Origin of the sequence: Dermacoccus barathri (genome assembly GCF_015070805.1) — a bacterium.
GTDB lineage: Bacteria > Actinomycetota > Actinomycetes > Actinomycetales > Dermatophilaceae > Dermacoccus > Dermacoccus abyssi.
The window spans coordinates 188,029-206,429 of the sequence record NZ_JADCTK010000002.1 but is presented as its reverse complement, the minus strand read 5'-3'; the positions used below and the strand labels follow the sequence as shown (position 1 = coordinate 206,429).

Annotated in this window: 16 protein-coding genes; 6 read left to right on the top strand and 10 right to left on the bottom strand. The window is 68.5% G+C overall.

The genetic code is table 11. The annotated features are described in order from the left end of the window. Window positions 1-6: 6 nt before the first annotated feature. From IM689_RS04010 to IM689_RS04000, 3 genes are all read right to left on the bottom strand, one after another. Window positions 7-783: an ABC transporter ATP-binding protein gene (locus IM689_RS04010; RefSeq protein WP_047311878.1), complete on the bottom strand. Its 777-nt coding sequence runs from the start codon at window positions 781-783 to the stop codon at window positions 7-9. Between the two features lies 1 nt (window position 784). Continuing rightward, window positions 785-1,651, bottom strand: a complete 867-nt coding sequence (locus IM689_RS04005; protein ID WP_047311877.1) for an ABC transporter permease — start codon at window positions 1,649-1,651, stop codon at window positions 785-787. Window positions 1,652-1,739: 88 nt separating this feature from the next. Then, complete coding sequence (locus IM689_RS04000; protein WP_319803798.1) at window positions 1,740-2,780, bottom strand: glycosyltransferase family 2 protein; 1,041 nt, start codon at window positions 2,778-2,780, stop codon at window positions 1,740-1,742. A 171-nt stretch (window positions 2,781-2,951) separates the two neighbouring features. Here IM689_RS04000 and IM689_RS14985 point away from each other — a divergent pair, with 171 nt between their 5' ends. Next, window positions 2,952-4,508 (top strand): LCP family protein, encoded by a 1,557-nt coding sequence (locus IM689_RS14985; protein ID WP_319803797.1) that lies wholly within the window; start codon window positions 2,952-2,954, stop codon window positions 4,506-4,508. A 146-nt stretch (window positions 4,509-4,654) separates the two neighbouring features. On the opposite strand, the gene IM689_RS03990 is transcribed toward IM689_RS14985, so the two are convergent. From IM689_RS03990 to IM689_RS03965, 6 genes are all read right to left on the bottom strand, one after another. Then, window positions 4,655-5,824, bottom strand: a complete 1,170-nt coding sequence (locus IM689_RS03990; RefSeq protein WP_193643008.1) for an acyl-CoA dehydrogenase family protein — start codon at window positions 5,822-5,824, stop codon at window positions 4,655-4,657. A gap of 137 nt (window positions 5,825-5,961) precedes the next feature. Then, window positions 5,962-6,501: a 5-(carboxyamino)imidazole ribonucleotide mutase gene (purE, locus tag IM689_RS03985; RefSeq protein WP_193643007.1), complete on the bottom strand. Its 540-nt coding sequence runs from the start codon at window positions 6,499-6,501 to the stop codon at window positions 5,962-5,964. After that, window positions 6,498-7,694 carry a 5-(carboxyamino)imidazole ribonucleotide synthase gene (locus tag IM689_RS03980; RefSeq protein WP_193643006.1) on the bottom strand — a complete coding sequence of 399 codons (1,197 nt, stop codon included), beginning with the start codon at window positions 7,692-7,694 and terminating at the stop codon, window positions 6,498-6,500. Before IM689_RS03980 ends, purE begins: the two co-directional genes overlap by 4 nt. Window positions 7,695-7,732: 38 nt before the next feature. After that, entirely contained in the window at window positions 7,733-8,503 is a 771-nt protein-coding gene (locus tag IM689_RS03975; protein ID WP_193643005.1) for a winged helix-turn-helix domain-containing protein, read from the bottom strand. An 89-nt stretch (window positions 8,504-8,592) separates the two neighbouring features. Then, a complete protein-coding gene (locus tag IM689_RS03970; RefSeq protein ID WP_193643004.1) occupies window positions 8,593-9,594 on the bottom strand; it encodes an adenylate/guanylate cyclase domain-containing protein in 1,002 nt (333 codons plus the stop codon). Then, window positions 9,594-10,406, bottom strand: coding sequence for a biotin--[acetyl-CoA-carboxylase] ligase (locus tag IM689_RS03965; RefSeq protein WP_193643003.1), 813 nt, complete (start codon window positions 10,404-10,406; stop codon window positions 9,594-9,596). The genes IM689_RS03970 and IM689_RS03965 overlap by 1 nt, the downstream gene beginning before the upstream one ends. Window positions 10,407-10,483: 77 nt before the next feature. Here IM689_RS03965 and IM689_RS03960 point away from each other — a divergent pair, with 77 nt between their 5' ends. Next, complete coding sequence (locus IM689_RS03960; RefSeq protein ID WP_227484457.1) at window positions 10,484-12,112, top strand: acyl-CoA carboxylase subunit beta; 1,629 nt, start codon at window positions 10,484-10,486, stop codon at window positions 12,110-12,112. Next, the gene (locus tag IM689_RS03955) at window positions 12,109-12,384 is read left to right on the top strand and encodes an acyl-CoA carboxylase epsilon subunit (protein ID WP_319803796.1); all 276 of its coding nucleotides are present in this window, start codon (window positions 12,109-12,111) and stop codon (window positions 12,382-12,384) included. Before IM689_RS03960 ends, IM689_RS03955 begins: the two co-directional genes overlap by 4 nt. 86 nt (window positions 12,385-12,470) lie before the next feature. Here IM689_RS03955 and IM689_RS03950 read toward each other — a convergent pair whose 3' ends face one another. Then, on the bottom strand, window positions 12,471-13,157 hold the full coding sequence (locus IM689_RS03950) for an MOSC domain-containing protein (RefSeq protein WP_193643002.1): 687 nt from the start codon (window positions 13,155-13,157) through the stop codon (window positions 12,471-12,473). A gap of 60 nt (window positions 13,158-13,217) precedes the next feature. Between IM689_RS03950 and IM689_RS03945 the strand changes: the two genes are divergently transcribed. From IM689_RS03945 to IM689_RS03935, 3 genes are all read left to right on the top strand, one after another. Continuing rightward, entirely contained in the window at window positions 13,218-14,903 is a 1,686-nt protein-coding gene (locus IM689_RS03945) for a DUF885 domain-containing protein (protein ID WP_193643001.1), read from the top strand. A 154-nt stretch (window positions 14,904-15,057) separates the two neighbouring features. After that, on the top strand, window positions 15,058-16,437 hold the full coding sequence (locus IM689_RS03940; RefSeq protein WP_193643000.1) for a carboxylate--amine ligase: 1,380 nt from the start codon (window positions 15,058-15,060) through the stop codon (window positions 16,435-16,437). A gap of 74 nt (window positions 16,438-16,511) precedes the next feature. Beyond that, a complete protein-coding gene (locus IM689_RS03935; RefSeq protein WP_193642999.1) occupies window positions 16,512-18,392 on the top strand; it encodes a Na+/H+ antiporter in 1,881 nt (626 codons plus the stop codon). Window positions 18,393-18,401: the final 9 nt, after the last annotated feature.

The window sequence follows — 18,401 nt, the reverse complement described above, 5'->3', positions numbered from 1 at the left end:
CAGGCCTCAGGAGATGCCTGCGTCGAGATCCTTGTTGTAGTGCGCGAGCACGTCCTTCATCGGACCGTCGTCGACCAGCGTGCCGCCGGACAGATAGAGCCCTCGGGTGCAGAAACGCTTGAGGTCGCCCTCGGAGTGACTCACGAGGAACATGCTCCGCCCCTCGGCGAGCAGCTCCTCCATCCGCGTGTAGCACTGTTCTCGGAAGGCTCGGTCACCGACGGCGAGCACCTCGTCGACGAGGATGATCGGCTCGTCGAGCTGAGTGATGACGGAGAAGCCCAGCCTCACCTGCATGCCGGAGCTGAAGTGTCGGAAGGGCAGGTCGAGCCCCCGCGTGACCTGCGGACCGGCGAACTTCACGATCTCGTCGAAGCGTTCGTCGACCGTTTCCTTCTTCATGCCGTGCAGGCCGGCCATGAGGTAGATGTTCTCGCGTGCCGAAAGTTCTCCGATGAACCCGCCGGTGAGCTCGATCATCGGGGCGACACCCTCGGTGACCTTCGCGTAGCCCTCGTCCGGCAGGAGCGTTCCCGCGATCATCTTGAGCAGGGTGGACTTGCCGCCACCGTTCGCTCCGACGAGACCGACCGCCTCGGCCCTGCCCACGTCGAACGAGACGTTGCGCAGGGCCCAGAAGGTCTCCTTCGCGTACGTGGTCTGTCGGCGGTAGACGAGTTCGCGCAACGACAGGTTGCGCTTGCGACCCTTGAGGAACTCGATGCCGAGGTCGTGGACCTGGATGACCGGCTCGCCCTCGGGGGTGTTCCACTCCAGTGCCATGTCAGATCTCCTTGAGGATCGCCGGTTCGAGCTTGCGGAACACCCAGGAGCCGAATGCGAGCCACGCCAGCGAGACGATGAGGGCATAGATCCAGGCGTGCCAGTCCGGGCCGTACTGACTGATGAACCCGGCGCGGTACATGTCGGTGATGCCCGTGAGCGGGTTGAGCTGAATGAGGAACTTGGCCCAGGTCCACTCCGCCGGCAGCTTCGCCTCGAGGAAGTGCAGCGAGTAGACGATCGGGGTGACGTAGAACAGCACGCGCAGGCCGATGCGCGTAATGCGGGCGAAGTCGTCGACGAGCGCGGTCACGGGCGCCATGACGAGGCCGATACCCGTGAGCAGGATGAACTGGACGATGAGGGCAGGGATCCAGAACACGAGTTCCCAACTCAGGCTCACCTCCCCCCGGAGCATGTAGAAGACCAGGAAGCCCAACAGGATCGGCAGGGAGAGCAGATGCTCGATGCCCTTCGAGATGACGACGCGCATGACCCACAGCTCGCGGGGCAGGTTGGTCGAGCGCACGAGGAGGCGTTCGGCGTAGAGCGCGCGCGAACTCTCGTTGATCACGTTGCTGAACCAGTTGTAGGCGAGCAGACCCGCGACGAGGAACAGCACGATCGGAACACCGTCGGTGCTCGCCCACTTCTGGTCGGACGACGAGGACAGACCGGGCTTGCCGTGGCCGCCGTAGATGAAGCCGAAGACGAACGCGTAGACGAGCGCCATGGCCAGCGGATCGATGAGCGTCCACAGATAGCCGAGCACGGAACGCGCGTACCGCACGCGAAGATCACGTCGGACGAGCGTGTCGAGCGTGGCTCGATGCGCCCAGATCCGCGCAAGACGGTTGTGTGAGTTCATGGTTTCCTTCGTGCTCCTGCGTTCGCCCGCGAACCTCGCCGCGCGCTACGCGGCACCTCAGCCTAGCGAGCACATCCTGGGAGTTCCGTCAGGCTCGCGGCGCTTCGCCTGGTTCGGCCGGTTCGAGCTCGACGTTCGAGGTGATGAACCCAGTGCCCCAGGCCATGTGCATCGTGGCGAGGACGAGAGGCATCCGGACGATGACCTGCGGCGAACGTCCCGAGGCCGCACGGACACCGCCTGCTGTGACCAGGGCCGCGTAACCGAGCGGCGCAGCGAGCGCGGGCCGCCACTTCAGACCGATCAGGCTGCCCGCCACGACACCCGCGACGGCGACCGGCGGGGCGAGATAGCGCAGGTTGATCGAACCCTTGTGTTGACGAGCCACGACCCGCCGCCAGGTGCCGTATTCGAAGTACTGCTTGGCGAGCGCCTTGAGCGTGGCGCGCGGGCGGTAGGTGACGCGCAGGTCGGGGGTGAACCACACCGTTCCGCCGCCCTTGCGGATCCGAAAGTTGAGTTCCCAGTCCTGGGCGCGGGTGTAGCGCGGGTCGTACATGCCGACCTTCTCGATCCACTCCCGCGCGAAGTTGCCGAGGTAGACGCTCTCGACGGGGCCGGCCTCCCCGCCCTGCTTGAACTTCACTCCACCGACGCCGATCTTGGACTTCATGGCGCACTCGACGGCCTCCTCGAAGGGCGTCGTGCCCTCGGCGTCCATGATGCCGCCGACGTTGGCCGCGCCGGTCTCGCGCAGAAGACGCTCGACGGTGGCGAAGTACCCCGGCGAGAGGATGCCGTGCCCGTCCACGCGGACCAGGACGTCGTGGTGGGTTGCGGTCAGGGCAGCGTTGAGTCCGTCGGGGGTTCGTCCGGTCGGGTTCTCGACGAGAGTGATGCGTTCGTCACCTTCGGCGAGCGCACGGGCCACGTCCCAGGTGCGGTCGGTGCAGGGGCCGATGGCGAGCACGACCTCGACGGGGCCGTCGTAGCGTTGGGCCAGGATAGCGGTGACGGCTTCCTCGAGGTGCTTCTCCTCGTTGAGGATCGGCATGAACACCGAGATTCCGCGGCGCATGCTCGGGTCGATCGGCGGCGTCGGGGCGCTCGTCACGGGCTCGCTCGTCACGGTGATGATCGCTCCTGAAGTCGTGGGCTCGTGAACGTCGCCCCAGCCTACCCGCGCGCAGAAGACACCTCACGCGCCTCACGCCGACGCCCCTTCCATGACGCTCGTGCTAACACGCCGCGCGAATGCGATGTCAGCCCAATCCCGGAAGCGACCCCCTACCCTCGGAGGGTGCCTCACCCGAATGACCCCCGCCGCCCGTCCGGCACGCCGCGTCCCGAGGAGCGTGGCGCCGGGCCGTCCGGAGTGCCCGCGGACGATGACGCGTTCGTCATCGACACCCGCCGCTCCAAGGGAAACCGCCGGGCCCTGCCCCAGCGTCCCCGCCGCCCCGACGAGGGCAGCGCGCAGGCCATTCCGGTTCGAGGCATGGGGGACGGTTCCCGCCAGGGCGAGCGTCGTCCGCAAGGTGAGGTCCCTCCGGACGCACCGCGCGACGGACGGACGTCGCGTCCGCGCCAGGGCGCGCCGCAAGGCGGGCGTCCTCAGCGCCCGCAGGACAGGGCGCGATCCGCGGCTGCTGCGCCGCGTGACGACAGCACACGCGTCATGCCCACCTCGGGACGGCCCGAGAGGCCCGTCCGGGGCCGCTCCACGGACGCGGCCTACGCGTCCGCCGGCGCCGCGGGTGGGTACGGCGCTGACGCCGGGCGTGACGGTTTCGACGCCCACGACGGCAACGGCGGGCATCCGCCCCGCGGCCCGCGCCCCGGTGACCGGTTCGACGGTGACGGCTCAGGGCAGCCCCCGCGGCGCCCGCGTCGTCGGGGGAAGAAGGTTCTCGCCGGTGTCCTGGCCCTGCTCATCCTCTGGGTCGGCGCTCTCGTCTGGGCCGGCAACTCGGCCTGGAGCAAGGTGAAGAAGCTCGACGCCGTCCCCGCGCAGCATCTCGCGGAAGAGGGCAAGGGCAAGAACATCCTGCTCGTCGGTTCCGACGCCCGCACGGGCCTGACGCCGGAGCAGCGCAAGAAGCTCGGCACCGGCACCGCCGAGGGCAAGCGCACGGACTCGATCATGGTGTTGCACATGGGCGGCGACAAGCCGACCCTCATGTCGATCCCCCGGGACAGCTACGTCGACATCCCCGGCTACGGCAAGAACAAGATCAACGCGGCGTTCTCCTTCGGTGACGCGCCCCTGCTCGTCAAGACGATCGAGCAGAACACGGGCATCCACATCGACAACTACATGGAGATCGGCTTCGGCGGCTTCGCGTCGGTCGTCGACACCGTCGGTGGCGTCAACATCTGCGTCAAGAACGACATGGACGACCCGAAGGCACACATCAACCTCAAGAAGGGCTGCCAGGACATGGACGGCGCGACGGCGCTCGGTTACGTCCGAGCCCGTTACTCCGACCCCGAGGGCGACATCGGGCGCGCGAAGCGTCAGCGTCAGTTCCTCGGGGCCCTCATGGGCAAGGTTTCCTCGCCCGCGAACATCCTCGTGCCGTGGCGCCTCAAGGGTCTCGGAGAGTCCAGTGCGCAGGGGCTCGCCGTCGACAAGGACATGGGGATGATCACGGCTGCCCGCGTCATGCTGACGCTCAAGAAGCTCTCCGGTGACGGCGGTAACTCGGTGGTCGTGCCCATCAGCAACAACGCGCTGCCGACCGCCGTCGGCGAGGCTGTCGAGTGGGATCAGCAAAAGTCCCAGGAGCTGTTCAAGGCGATCCGCGAGAACGGCGACACATCGAAGTTCGTCGTCAAGACGCCCGCGGCCAACTGATCCACAACCGGCGGCCAACTGATCCACAACCGGTCGGCGACGAGCTGCCCGAGCGCACTCACCACAGCTGACGTCCCGGCCTGGCCCCTGGACACGACGAAGGGCCCCGGCATGATGCCGGGGCCCTTCGTCGTGTGCCTCGAACCTCAGTAGCCCTTGAGCACCTGACGCCCCATGACGAGGCGCTGGATCTGGTTGGTGCCTTCGTAGATCTGGGTGATCTTGGCGTCGCGCATCATGCGCTCGACCGGGAAGTCGCGCACGTAGCCGGCGCCGCCGAGCAACTGGACGGCGTCGGTCGTGACCTCCATCGCGATGTCGGAGGCATAGCACTTGGCTGCCGCCCCGAAGAACGTGAGGTCCTTGTCCTCGCGCTCGGACTTGGCAGCGGCCACGTAGACCATCTGACGCGCCGTCTCCACCTTCATCGCCATGTCGGCGAGCATGAACTGGATCGCCTGGTTGTCGGCGATGGCCTTGCCGAACTGCTTGCGCTCCTTGACGTAGCCGACGGCGAAGTCGAGTGCGCCCTGGGCGATACCGACAGCCTGGGCCCCGATCGTGACGCGCGTGTGGTCGAGCGTGCGCAGGGCGATCTTGAGGCCCTCACCCTCCGCGCCGATGAGGCGGTCAGCGGGAATACGGCAGTTGTCGAAGTGGAGCTCACGCGTGGGCGAACCCTTGATGCCGAGCTTGCGCTCCTTCTCGCCGAAGTCGAAGCCCTCGTCACCCTTCTCGACGACGAACGCCGAGATGTTGCGGCCGCGCTCGCCGTCGGGGTCGGTGACGGCGAGAACCGTGTAGAACTCCGACTCGCCGGCGTTCGTGATCCACGACTTCTGACCCGTGAGGACGTAGCTGTCGCCGTCCTTCTTGGCCTTGGTACGCATGGACGCGGTGTCCGAGCCGGCCTCGCGCTCGGACAGGCCGTAGGAGAACATCGCCTCGCCGGCGCCGAGCTTCGGCAGGTACTTCTTCTTGATCTCCTCGCCGCCGCCGAGGATGACGGGCAGTGAGCCGAGCTTGTTCACGGCGGGGATGAGCGAGGAGCTCGCGCACACGCGCGCCACTTCCTCGATGACGATGCACGTACCGAGCGCGTCGATGCCGGCGCCGCCGTACTCCTCGGGGACGTGCGGGGCGGCCAGACCGGCCTCGACGAGGGCGTCGAGGGCCTCGCTCGGGAAACGGGATTCCTCGTCGACGTCGGCGGCGTGCGGAGCGATCTTGTTCTCGCACACCGGGCGGATCGCCTCACGAAGAGCCTCGTGCTCCTCGGAGATCGTGTACAGGTCGAAGTCAGGGTTACCAGCCATAGCCGCATGCTACGCGTCGGTACGCCGTCGAGGTGGGCCCGGCCGGAAGTTACCGCGGCGAAGGGAGCGGACTCGGGTTCTCGAGGCGAATTCTCGAGCCGGGCGGCGCTTGCCCTGCTGCCGGCGTCCTTTGAGCGTCAGCCCTGACGGCGGGCGACGTCCTCGCGCAGCGCCTCGCCCTTGGCGTGGGCCTCGTCGCGCAGGCTGACCTGGAAACGCTCCATCGCCTCCGCGAGGCGCGTTGCTTCCTCCCCGTCGCCGGAGGCGAGGATGCGTACGGCGAGCAGGCCGGCGTTGCGGGCGCCGCCGATCGACACGGTCGCCACGGGCACGCCGCCGGGCATCTGGACGATGGACAGCAGTGAATCCATGCCGTCGAGGTACTTCAGCGGCACCGGAACACCGATGACGGGCAGCGTCGTGACCGACGCCAGCATGCCCGGAAGGTGCGCCGCTCCCCCGGCTCCCGCGATGACGACCTTGAGCCCGCGCTTCGCGGCGTTCGCGCCGTACTCCACCATCTCGTGGGCCATGCGGTGCGCCGAGACGACGTCGGCCTCGTAGGCGATGCCGAATTCGTTGAGGACGTCGGCGGCGGCCGACATCGTCGGCCAGTCCGAGTTGCTGCCCATGACGAGCCCGACGACGGGCTGCTTCGTGTCGATGTCGTTGCTCATTCCGTCACCACTCCCTCGAGGTAGTCGCATGCGTGACGGGCGCGCCCGCGCAGACCGACGAGATCGGTGCCGCTGACGTTGACGTGCCCGATCTTGCGGCCGGGGCGCACGCCCTTGCCGTACAGGTGGATCTTGAGTGCGGGGTCGCGCGCCATGAGGTGCTTGTACGTGGGGTACAGCTCCTCGTAGGAACCGCCGAGAACGTTGCCCATGACGGTCCACGGAGCCCGCGCGGTGACGTCGCCGAGCGGCAGGTCGAGTACGGCGCGCAGGTGCTGTTCGAACTGACCGGTGACGGCACCGTCCATCGACCAGTGGCCCGAGTTGTGCGGACGCATCGCCAGCTCGTTGACGACGAAATCGCTCTGACCCGAACCGTTCTCGGCGACACGTTCGAAGAGTTCGACGGCCATGACACCGGTGACGTCGAGCTCCCGGGCGATCGTCACCGCGGCTTCGGCGATGCGGCTGGCGAGTGCGTCGTCGAGGTTCGGTGCGGGGGCCAGCACCTCGGTGCAGATGCCGTCGGTCTGCACGGTCTCGACGACGGGCCAAACCGCCACCTGGCCGCTGGAGCTGCGACCGATCATGACCGACAGTTCGCGGGTGAAGTCGACGGCCTCCTCGACGAGCAGCGGAGCGCCTTCGGCCTTGGCGAACCAATCCGCGGCGTCCTCGGCCGCTTTCACGACGCGAACGCCCTTGCCGTCGTAGCCGCCCGTCGGCGTCTTGAGCACGACCGGCCAGCCGTGCTCGTCACCGAAGGCTGCCAGCTCGTCGACGTCGACGACCGCGCGCCAAGCCGGGCACGGCACGCCGAGACCTTCGAGCCGCTCACGCATCGCGAGCTTGTCCTGGGCGAAGCGCAGGGCGCTGGGCTTGGGGTGCATCGGCACACCGTCCGCCTCGAGGGCCGAGAGGACGTCGGCCGGCACGTGTTCGTGATCGAACGTGACGACGTCGCAGCCCCGGGCCCACTCGCGCACGGCCTCGGGGTCGGTGTAGTCGCCGACCGGCGAGTGCGGCACGACGAGGGCTGCGGCCGCGTCCTCGGACTCGGCGAAGATCGAGAGCGTCAGGGCCAGCTCGACCGCCGGAGCGGTGCACATGCGGGCCAACTGGCCCGCTCCGATGATGCCGACGACGGGGAATCCGCCGGGCGCGGTGGGGGCTTGGGTCGTGGAGCGCGTCACGGCCCCAAGGGTACGTGGCGGCTCGCAGGAATCAGCCTTCAGCCCGTCACGGACCACACCGTCGCGCCACCGCCGTGGTCGGCGTCGGCATCGCCGGGCGCCAGGACGAAGCCCGCGCCCCTAACGGTCTCGATGCGCCAGGCCTCACCACACACGTGCGGCAACTTGCGGCGTAGGTTGGCCACGTGCATGTCGATGGCCTTCGGCGTACCGCTCCAGTGCCCGGTCCACAGCGCCGCCCCGATGTCGTCGCGCAGGACCACGCCGTCGGACGCTGTCAGCATCTCGAGGACCATGGCCTCCTTGGCGGTGAGCTCGACGCGGCCGCGGCCTCCTACGGCCTCCCGACGCCGCACGTCGACCCACGGGCGCGCGGAGGCGGTGAGCGCTTCGCCACGCTCACGCGTGACCCGGCGTACCCGCGCGGCAACGCGTGCCCCGAGTTCGGCTGGGTCACCGTCGAGCAGGACGACGTCGTCGGCTCCCGCGAGCAGGAGTTGTGCAACGACACCGGAGCGTTGCGCCGTAGCGTCACCGAACGCGACGGCGGCGACGAAGGCCGTCTCCGGGTGCCGCTCGGCGAGACGGCAGAGAGCCTCGAGGACGTCGGCATCGAGGGGCTCACCGGCACGGCCTGCGGCGAAGAGCACACACGCGGGAGCACTGCGATGCGTGGGCGCCACGTGGTCGGAGCGGATGTCGACGAGCGAACCGGCGACCGTCCGAACCGACAGGTCGGCGGCCTGATGGAGCCGTAACAGCGTCGTATCGTCGCCAAATCCGCCGCGCGCGAGGAGAACATCGGTCATGTCGACCGAGAATATGGACCTTTCCGGCGCAGCGGGGTGAAAGAAACCGGTTGATTTCTCAACAACCAAGCGGCCTGTTCACCTATATGCTACAAGAGTACCCACGTCGGCGACGTTCCGATCCCTGCGAGGTCGAGTGCCTCGTGCGCCCGAAGCGTCGACTGGGGGTCGTGACGCAACGCGTCCGCCGTCGTTTCGTCGATGAGAATCTGCCCGGCCTCCGCGGCGTTGGTCAGGCGGGCGGCTCGGTTCACCGTCGTGCCGTAAATGTCGCCGAGGCGCGCGAGCACGCGCCCGGTCGACAGCCCGACGCGCATGCGTGGGATGACGTCGTCGGTTTCCGAGGCCTCCTTGAGTGCCCGAGCGATGCGGGACGCGCCTGCCGGATCCTGGTGGGAGAAGAGCACCTCGTCGCCGACCATCTTGACGACGGCGCCGGAGTGCTCGCTCACGATGTCGGAGGCCATGGCCTCGAACCGCGTCACGAGGGCCGCGAGGTCGCTCTCGCTCAGGCTGCGCGCCAAGCGGGTGAAGGACACGAGGTCCGCGAACCCGACGGTGCGCACGACGCCGAGGTGACTCTCGGGCTGCGCGTCGGCCAGCAGTCGCGACAGCGCCACCGAGAGGTTGCGCCGCCACACGTAGTTCATGATCGGTTCGAGGTCGTCGGCGAGGTCGGCCATCGTGCGCGCGGTCGCCTTGGCCAGCTCCTTGCCCTCCGGTGGGGCGTCCTGACGCTGGGAGATCATGTCGGCGACGAGCTGCGTCTGCCACATCGCGAGGCGATCGGTCGTGCGGCCGAGGGCCCGCGCCAGGCCGAGCAGCGTGTCGACATCGAGGTCATGCGTCGCCGTCAGGGACATCGCGGCGCGCAAGGCGCGAAGGTCGGTGTCGCTGAAGGCCACGTCACCCTCGCGGGAGTTGACGAAGCCGAGCGCGCGCCAGACGCGGCGTGTCTCCTCGGGGTCGACGCCCGCGTGTTCGGAGAGTTCACGACGTCGGTAACGACGCGAGCTCCCCATGAGGATGCGCTCGATACCGTCGATGAACGTCGAGTCATCGGCGGTGAACTGGTGGGGGATCTCGCTCATCACTGGCCCGTTCTCAGATCGTCGCTGCGGTGCAGCCGCGCATGGACGATGTCGGCCACCGAGTACGCCATCCTATTTGGCGAGTCGGCCTGCTCGCCGAGCGGCACGGCTTCAAGCTGGCCCTCGTCGTCGATGCCGGTGGCGCACCGGCGATGCACCGCCCCGTCGGGGGTGTGGATGTCGACGTCGGCACCGATGGTGAGGCAGTGATCCCGCATCCGCTTCCGCAGCGCGGCGACTTCGTGGCCGGAAGCCCTCCCCCACGTCACAGCCGACGCCATGACGTGGGCGGCCACGGCCGCGATGACGGCTTCGCGCCCGATGTCGTACCCGGCACAGCGCAGCGACGTGGCCGTCTCGACGGGCAATTCCTCACGCTCCTGGCTGACGTTGAGTCCGACGCCCGCGACGACGAGCGGCGTACCGTCCGCCGAACGCGTCATCTGACACAGGGTGCCGCCGACTTTGCGCCAGGTGCCGTCGGGGTCGCGCACGAGCAGGTCGTTGGGCCACTTCGTTCCGACGCGCCCGACGCCCTTGTCCCCCAGGAGGTCGACGAGGGCCTCGCGAACGGCGTCACCCACGAACAACGGAGCCCACCCCCAGGTGGCGACGTCGGCCGGGAGCGGCAGCGTCATCGACATCGTGACGGCGGAACCCGCCGGCGCCTGCCACGAACGGGTCAGACGGCCCCGGCCGGAGGTCTGCAGATGGGCCGCGACGAGGGCCCAGGGCTGGGGCTTCCCCATGGCTCGGGCGTTCGTCGAGTCGACCTCGTCGAGCAACTCGCCGGCCCACCCCGCGCGACTCAAATTCCGCGCCAGGCGGGGTGAAAAGCCTACTGACAAGTTCACTTCCGAGGTCACGACCCCAGGTTAGGGTGTGGCCCATGACCTTGGAAGACGTGCCCCCGGACACCTCGATGGACCTGCACACCACGGCCGGTCGTCTGCAGGACCTGGCCAACCGAACGGAAGAGGCGGTTCACGCCGGTTCGGCTCGCGCCGTGGAGAAGCAGCACGCCAAGGGAAAGCTCACCGCGCGTGAGCGCGTGGAGCGGCTGCTCGACGAGGGATCGTTCGTCGAACTCGACGCCCTCGCCCGTCACCGCTCGACGCAGTTCGGTCAGGACAAGTCGCGCCCCTACGGTGACGGCGTCGTCACCGGGTACGGCACCGTCGACGGCCGTACGGTCTGCGTCTTCAGCCAGGACTTCACAGTCTTCGGCGGCTCCCTCGGCGAGGTCTTCGGCGAGAAGATCTGCAAGGTGATGGACCTCGCGATGAAGCTGGGTGCGCCCGTCATCGGCATCAACGACTCCGGCGGCGCACGCATCCAGGAGGGCGTCGTCGCGCTCGGCATGTACGCCGAGATCTTCCGGCGCAACGTCCACGCCAGCGGCGTCATCCCGCAGATCTCGCTCGTCATGGGCCCGTGCGCCGGCGGCGCGGTGTACTCCCCCGCCATCACCGACTTCACCGTCATGGTCGACCAGACCTCACACATGTTCATCACCGGCCCGGACGTCATCAAGACGGTCACCGGTGAGGACGTCGGCTTCGAGGAGCTCGGCGGCGCGCACACCCACAACTCGCGCTCGGGTGTCTCGCACTACATGGCCACCGACGAGGACGACGCCATCGAGTACGTGAAGTCGATGCTGTCCTACCTGCCGAGCAACAACATGGACGCGGCGCCCACGTTCGACGCCGAGGCCGACCTCGAGATCAACGACGACGACCGCGCGATGGACACGCTCGTGCCCGACTCGGCCAACCTCGCGTACGACATGAACGACGTCATCGCGCACATCGTCGACGACGCCGGTGACGGCCCCGACTTCCTCGAGGTGCAGCCGCTGTTCGCGCCGAACATCATCTGCGGCCTCGCCCGCGTCGAGGGCCACAGCGTCGGTATCGTCGCGAACCAGCCGGCCCAACTCGCCGGCACGCTCGACATCAACGCGAGCGAGAAGGCCGCGCGCTTCATCCGCTTCTGCGACTCGTTCAACATCCCGATCGTCACGCTCGTCGACGTGCCCGGCTTCCTGCCCGGCACGGACCAGGAGTGGGGCGGCATCATCCGTCGCGGCGCGAAGCTGCTCTACGCCTACGCGGAGGCGACGGTGCCGCTCGTCACCGTCATCACGCGCAAGGCGTACGGCGGTGCGTACGACGTCATGGGGTCCAAGCACCTCGGTGCCGACATCAACCTCGCGTGGCCCACGGCTCAGATCGCCGTCATGGGCGCCCAGGGCGCGGCGAACATCCTGTACCGCAAGGAGCTGGCGAAGGTCGCGGAGAAGGGTTCGAGCGAGGACGTCGAGGCACGCCGCGCCGAGCTCATCACCGAGTACGAGGACACCCTGGCCAACCCCTACATCTCGGCCGACCGCGGGTACGTCGATGCCGTCATCCCGCCGCACGAGACGCGCGTCCAGGTGACGAGGGCGCTCCGCGCCCTGCGCCACAAGCGCGAGGAGCTGCCGCCCAAGAAGCACGGGAACATCCCGCTGTGAGTGCCGAGAACACCGAACCCAGGCCGGGCACCGACGACGCTCCTGCCTCCGAAACCCCGGACGCAACCCTTGCTGCCGAGCCGACGATCCGCGTCGTCTCGGGTGCACCGACGGATGAGGAGTTGGCCGCCGTGGTCGCTGTGCTCACCGCTCGCGCCGCGGCTGCAGCAGCCTCCGTCGAACCACCCCGCGGGGTCGCCTACTGGGGCCGCCCGGCGCACGTGCGTCACGGCCGTCCGCGCAGTTGGGCCGAATCGACGCTGCCGCGCTGAGCGCACGTCAGCAGAGTCAAGGGGGCTGTCACCGAGACCGGTGGCAGCCCCCTTGGCGTCGGCCCGGACAAGCGTCGAGCGGTCCGTCACTTGCGCAGGCGGGCCTCGTAGTCACGCTGATAGACGCTCGGAAGAACACCGGCTTCGACGACCCGCGCAAGGACGTCTCGCCCACCGGTGGTGCGGGCGCTGAACACGTCGGCCACCGTGATGCCGTGGGCAGGCCGGTACACCTCGACGATGTCGTCGCCGGCGCTGATGCGCCCGGGTTCGACGACGCGCGCGTACGTCCCCGCCCGCCCGTGCTGGGTGAAGCGCCTGAGCCACCCCGGAACGTCCATGGCCCAGGCGAACGTGCGGCACGGAATACGCGGCAGGCTCGCCTCGAGCACTGCGGTGCCGACGCGCCAGCGCGTGCCCACGAGGGCCCCGTCGAGGTCGATGCCCGAGGTGGTGACGTTCTCACCGAAGGAGGCGTTCGGTAGGGAGCGGCCGAGTTCGCGCTCCCAGTGGTCGAGTTCCTCACGTGCGACGAGATAGACGGCCTTGTCGCTGCCTCCGTGATGCTTCTCGTCGCCGACGAAATCGCCCGCGACACCACTGCGCCCGCCGCTCTCGCGCGGGCCGGGGTCGCTCACCTCGAGGTACCCGACGGGCTGTTTGTGGATGCCCGTCCGGTGCTGCTTCGGATCCCAATCCTCCGGGCGCCCCACGTTCACCGAGAGCACGTTCGGCCCCGCCGCTGAGGTTTCACGCACCCCGTCATCAGCCATGGCGCGAGACTACCGAAGGCGATCGGGCTCAAGGTCGAACCTCTCGCCTACAGTCGTGGCATGAACACCTCCGCGTCCCCTCGCGTCATGACCCGTGTCGACGAACTGGCCGACTCGTACTTCGACTCCGCGGTGGAGCTCTCTCCCATCGAAGCCACCAGCTTGGGCGTTCCGGGCCAGGACGAAATGCTCGACGACTTCTCCCCCGAGGGCTATGAGCGCATCAGCGAACTGCGTCGCAGGACGCTGTCCGCGCTGCGCACGGTCACGGCCGAGGACGACGTCGACGAGGTCACGATTGCCGCCATGACGGAGCGGCTCGAGCTCGCGGAGGAGATCCACGAGGCCGGGTACGACCTGGCCGACCTCAACGTCACCGCCTCGCCCCTGCAGAACGTTCGCGACGTGTTCGACCTCATGCCCACCGACAGTGACGAGGACTGGGCCGTCATCGCCACGCGCATGCGCGCGGTGCCGGAGGCCCTCACCGGGTGGCTGCAGTCGCTGCGCGTCGCAGCGGACGCCGGCAACCGCCCCGCGCGCCGTCAGGTGGAGCGCTGCATCGAGCAGTGCGCTGACCACATCAGCCCCGAGGGCTACTTCCACGCGCTGACACAGCAGGCCGTCGACGGAACCGAGGACGAGGCACTCGCCGACGAGCTGCGTCACGCCATCGACGAGGCCGCCCGGGCTTATGAGGAGACGGCCGAGAAGCTGCGCGAGGAGGTGCTTGTTGACGCTCGGGAGGCCGACGCCGTCGGCGCCGAGCGATACGCGCTGCACAGCCGGCAGTTCCTCGGTGCGCGCATCGACCTCGAAGAGACCTACCGCTGGGGCCAGGAGGAACTGGCGCGCATCACGGCGGAGATGAAGGAGGTCGCAGAGCGCGTCGCCCCGGGGGCCGGCGTCAAGGGCGCCATGGCGGCGCTCGACGAGAGTGCCGCCTACACGCTGCACGGTACCGACGCGCTGCAGGAGTGGATGCAGCAGAAGGCCGACGAGGCCGTCACCGCCCTCGCCGACACCCACTTCGACGTGCCGGATCCGGTGCGCCGCATCGAATGCATGATCGCACCGACGAACTCGGGCGGCATCTACTACACGGGTCCGAGTGTGGACTTCTCGCGCCCCGGCCGCATGTGGTGGGCCGTACCGCGAGACGTCGAGAAGTTCGGCACGTGGCGCGAACTGACGACGGTCTACCACGAGGGCGTACCCGGCCATCACCTGCAGATCGGGCAGACGATGTACCGCTCGGGGCTGCTCAACCGCTGGCGGCGCCTTGGCGCCTGGACGTCCGGGCACGGCGAGGGCTGGGCGCTGTACGCCGAACGTCTCATGGCCGAGCTCGGCTACCTCGACGACGACGGCAACCGTCTCGGCATGCTCGACGGGCAGTCGTTGCGCGCGGCCCGCGTCGTGCTCGACATCGGTGTGCACTGCGGTTTCGAGGCGCCGGCCGAGGTCGGCGGCGGCGAGTGGACCTACGACAAGGCATGGAGTTTCCTCAGTGCCCACGCGGACATGGCCGAGGGCTTCCTGCGCTTCGAACTGGACCGTTACCTCGGTTGGCCGGGGCAGGCGCCGTCGTACAAGGTCGGCGAGCGCCTGTGGTTCGACCTGCGCGAGAAGACCCGCGAACGCGAGGGAGCCGACTTCGACCTCAGGGCCTTCCACCGTCGCGCGCTCGACGTCGGAAGTGTCGGCCTCGATGTCCTGCGCGATGCGCTCCTGCCCTCTGCCTGAGGCTCGTTCGCACGGCTGCGTCAACCGTCGCCCGGAGCTCAGCACGCCCGCGCGTCCTCGATACCAAGCGGAGCGCCGCGGGTAAACTGAACCGGATCTCGAGAAGCGCCGGTCAATCGGCTTCCCTCACCATTCGGCCAAGGAGGACGACTGCATGTCGCCTGCACCCACGTCCGGTTCGACCTCGTCGACGTCGCCCGCCTCCCTCGTGAAGGGTGGTCTGCGTTCGGCGATGTCGATGGCAGAGCGTGTGACTTCGACGGCTGCGGCGAAGGTCGCCCCGGCGCGCGGACGCACCCCGGGTGAAGGTGGCACACCGCCCGTCCTGCCGGTGGTGCTCGACTTCACGCTCTCGGGGTACGCGCTGGCGCGGGCCTTCCACGAGCGTTACGACCTGACGAGTGTCGCCATCGTGCCGCTCCACACCCCGGCTGTCGGTGACTCGAGCCTCTTCCACGAGGTGCGGGTGCTCGGTCACGAGGCTCTGACGAACCATCAGCTCGTCATGGACGAGCTCGTTCGTGTGGCCGCAGCGCACCCGAACCTCACCGTCATCCCGTTGACGAACAACGACAGCTACGTGCAGATGCTCTCCGCCCAGCGCGACTCGCTCGGCGCGAACGTCGTCGTCCCGCACGAGTCCCCGGAGATGCTCGTGCGCATCTCGGACAAGAACCACTTCAACGCTGTCTGCGCCGAGGCCGGCGTCCTCACCCCCGGCACGGCTGTGCTCGACTTCGGTGCGGGGCGTCCCAGCGCAGCAGAGGTGACGTTCCCGTTCCCGATCATCGTCAAGCCTGCTGACTCCGCGCTGCACAACAAGCTGACGATGCAGGGCAAGCGCAAGCTCTACGAGATCGACGACTTCGCGGCCCTCGAGGACCTCATCGACCGGCTTCACGCCGCCGGCTTCAGCGGCGAGATGTTGGCGCAGGACCGCATCCCCGGTGACGACATCCTCTCCGTCACGATCTACCGCGCACGCAACGGTGAGGTGACGCTCGCGCGCACCTCCAAGGTGCTCCTGCAGGATCCGCGTCCGGCGTACCTCGGAATCCCGGACGTCCAGGTCGTGCAGGACATGCCCGACGTCGTCGACGCCTCCGTCCGCATCCTCGAGACGGCCGACTACTACGGCTTCGCGAACCTCGACGCCATCCGTGATCCACGGGACGGCTCGGTCAAGTTCTTCGAGGTCAACCCGCGCTACGGACGCAACTGCTACTACGCCACGGGATCGGGCGCGAACATCGCCGAGCAGCTCGTGACCGATCTCGTCGAGGGCCGACCGATGGCGGCACCTGCACTCGAGAACGAACTCGTCTACACCGTGCTTCCGCCGCGTGCTCTGCAGCGCCTGCTGCCCGAGGGCAGCGACCGCAGCCTCGTCGAGCGTCTCGTCAAGGCCGGCCACTGGGCCGACCCGCTCAAGTACGGCGGCGAGCGCAACCCGAAGCACAAAGCGTATGCACACGCCGCGGCCTGGCACCACGCACGTGCTTACCGCGGTGCACCGCGCGTCATCGGCGGCTGACCGCCCGCACCGGCGCGTGACTCCCCCGCCGGACACCGGCGGGACGGGTCGCGTCCAGCCGTCATAATGACCGGGTGCATGTCGCCCTCCCCATCGTCCTCCTCGTCGCCACGACGATTCTCGGAAGCCTCGTGGCGCGGCGGGTCGGGCTCTCCGGTCCCCTCCTGCTGACGGCAGTCGGGGTTGCGCTCTCCTACGCCCCCGGTGTGGGCGAGGTCCACCTCGACTCCGAGGTCGTTCTCCTCGGTTTCCTGCCGCCGCTGCTGTATGCGACGGCGTTGCGCATCTCGCTCGTCGATCTGCGGCGCGACGTTTACCAGATCATCCAGCTGTCGGTGCTGCTCGTGCTCTTCACCGCGATCGTCGTCGGGCTCGTCTCCTGGTGGCTCATGCCCATCGGTTTCGCCGCGGCACTGGCCCTGGGCGGTGTCGTCGCTCCCCCGGACGCCGTCGCGGCCACCGCCGTCGCGCGTCGCATCGGGTTGCCACGCAGGCTCGTCGCCGTCCTCGAGGGTGAGTCCCTCTTCAACGACGCGACGGCCCTCGTCACCGTGTCCACGGCCACGCTCGCGCTGCAGCAGTCCGTCACGCCGCTGAGCGTCGGGATCGACTTCCTCGTCGCGACGGTGGGCGGCATCGCGATCGGCGTCGTCGCGTTCCTCGTCATGGCGTTCATCCAAAAGCACGTCAAGGACACCCCGACGAGCGTCGCGCTGAGCTTCATCTCTCCGTGGGTGGCCTTCCTGCCCGCCGAGGAGATCCACAGCTCGGGCGTCATCGCCGTCGTCGTCATGGCCGTCCTGCTGGGCTACAAGGCGCCCTACATCCAGACGCCGCAGGCTCGCGTCTCGGAGCGGATGAACTGGGATTCGGTTCAGTTCATCCTCGAGAACATGGTCTTCCTGCTCATCGGTCTGCAGGCGGCGACGATCATCACCGACGTCATCGAGTCCGACATCGGCCTGGCCCGTACGAGCGCCTACGCGCTCACCGTCCTTGCGACGGTCATGTTCATCCGGCCGGTCTTCATCATCTTCGCGGCGTGGCTGGGCCGCGTGGCGCGATGGGATTCGCGCCCCCTCTCTCTCCGTGAGGGTGCGGTCGCCGGTTGGGCCGGAATGCGCGGCGTCGTGACGCTCGCCGCCGCGTTCCTGCTCCCCGAGGGTGCCACCCCGCATCGCGAGACGCTCATTTTCATCGCGCTCACCGTGACGATCGGCACCCTCGTCCTCCAGGGCTTCACGCTCGGCACGGTGGCGAAGGCCATGAAGCTGCACGCCCCCGATCCGCGCGAGGACGCCCTCGCGGCGGCCCAGGTCGTCCAGGCCTCCATCGACGCCGGTGAGGTGGCGATGCGCAAGGCACTCGAGGATCCACGACTCGCCGACACCCCTGAGCCGATCGTGAAGTCGCTCGAGAAGCAAGGCATGCGCCGCGCCAACCTCATGTGGGAGCGCCTGGGCAGCAGCGATGTTCTCGGCCCGACGCAGCAGTACCGCGAGATCCGTCAGCAGATGCTCGCCGCGGAGCGCAACAAGGTGCTCGAGATGCGCGACCACGGCCTCGTCGACCACGAGGTGATCGACAACATCCTGTACCAGCTCGACATCGAGGAGTCAATGATTCTCACGGCGGACGATCGCGACGCAGCTCTCGGCGAGGCCAAGCCCCTCCTTACCCCGGAGGCCCGCCGTGGCGGGTGCGAGCACCTCGTCGAGGCCGACAACTCCTGCGCTGCCCCGCAGTCCCACGAGGGCTGTCAGGCCTGCCTCGAGGAGGGCATGGCCTGGCTGCACCTGCGCATGTGTACCGCGTGCGGGTTCGTCGGTTGCTGTGATTCCTCCCCCGGAGCACACGCGAGCGCCCACTACCGCGAGACGGGCCACCCCGTGATGCGCTCGTTCGAACCTGGCGAGGAGTGGCGCTGGTGCTTCGTCGACAACCTGCCCGGCTGAGCGCCCGAT

Excerpts from the sequence above, each read along its gene's own strand:
- IM689_RS04010 (WP_047311878.1), bottom strand. The coding sequence starts at position 783 with ATGGCACTGGAGTGGAACACCCCCGAGGGCGAGCCGGTCATCCAGGTC.
- IM689_RS03940 (WP_193643000.1), top strand. The coding sequence starts at position 15,058 with ATGTCGCCTGCACCCACGTCCGGTTCGACCTCGTCGACGTCGCCCGCC.
- IM689_RS03975 (WP_193643005.1), bottom strand. The coding sequence starts at position 8,503 with ATGACCGATGTTCTCCTCGCGCGCGGCGGATTTGGCGACGATACGACG.
- IM689_RS03970 (WP_193643004.1), bottom strand. The coding sequence starts at position 9,594 with ATGAGCGAGATCCCCCACCAGTTCACCGCCGATGACTCGACGTTCATC.
- IM689_RS03950 (WP_193643002.1), bottom strand. The coding sequence starts at position 13,157 with ATGGCTGATGACGGGGTGCGTGAAACCTCAGCGGCGGGGCCGAACGTG.
- IM689_RS03945 (WP_193643001.1), top strand. The coding sequence starts at position 13,218 with ATGAACACCTCCGCGTCCCCTCGCGTCATGACCCGTGTCGACGAACTG.
- IM689_RS04005 (WP_047311877.1), bottom strand. The coding sequence starts at position 1,651 with ATGAACTCACACAACCGTCTTGCGCGGATCTGGGCGCATCGAGCCACG.
- IM689_RS03990 (WP_193643008.1), bottom strand. The coding sequence starts at position 5,824 with ATGGCTGGTAACCCTGACTTCGACCTGTACACGATCTCCGAGGAGCAC.
- purE (WP_193643007.1), bottom strand. The coding sequence starts at position 6,501 with ATGAGCAACGACATCGACACGAAGCAGCCCGTCGTCGGGCTCGTCATG.
- IM689_RS03960 (WP_227484457.1), top strand. The coding sequence starts at position 10,484 with ATGACCTTGGAAGACGTGCCCCCGGACACCTCGATGGACCTGCACACC.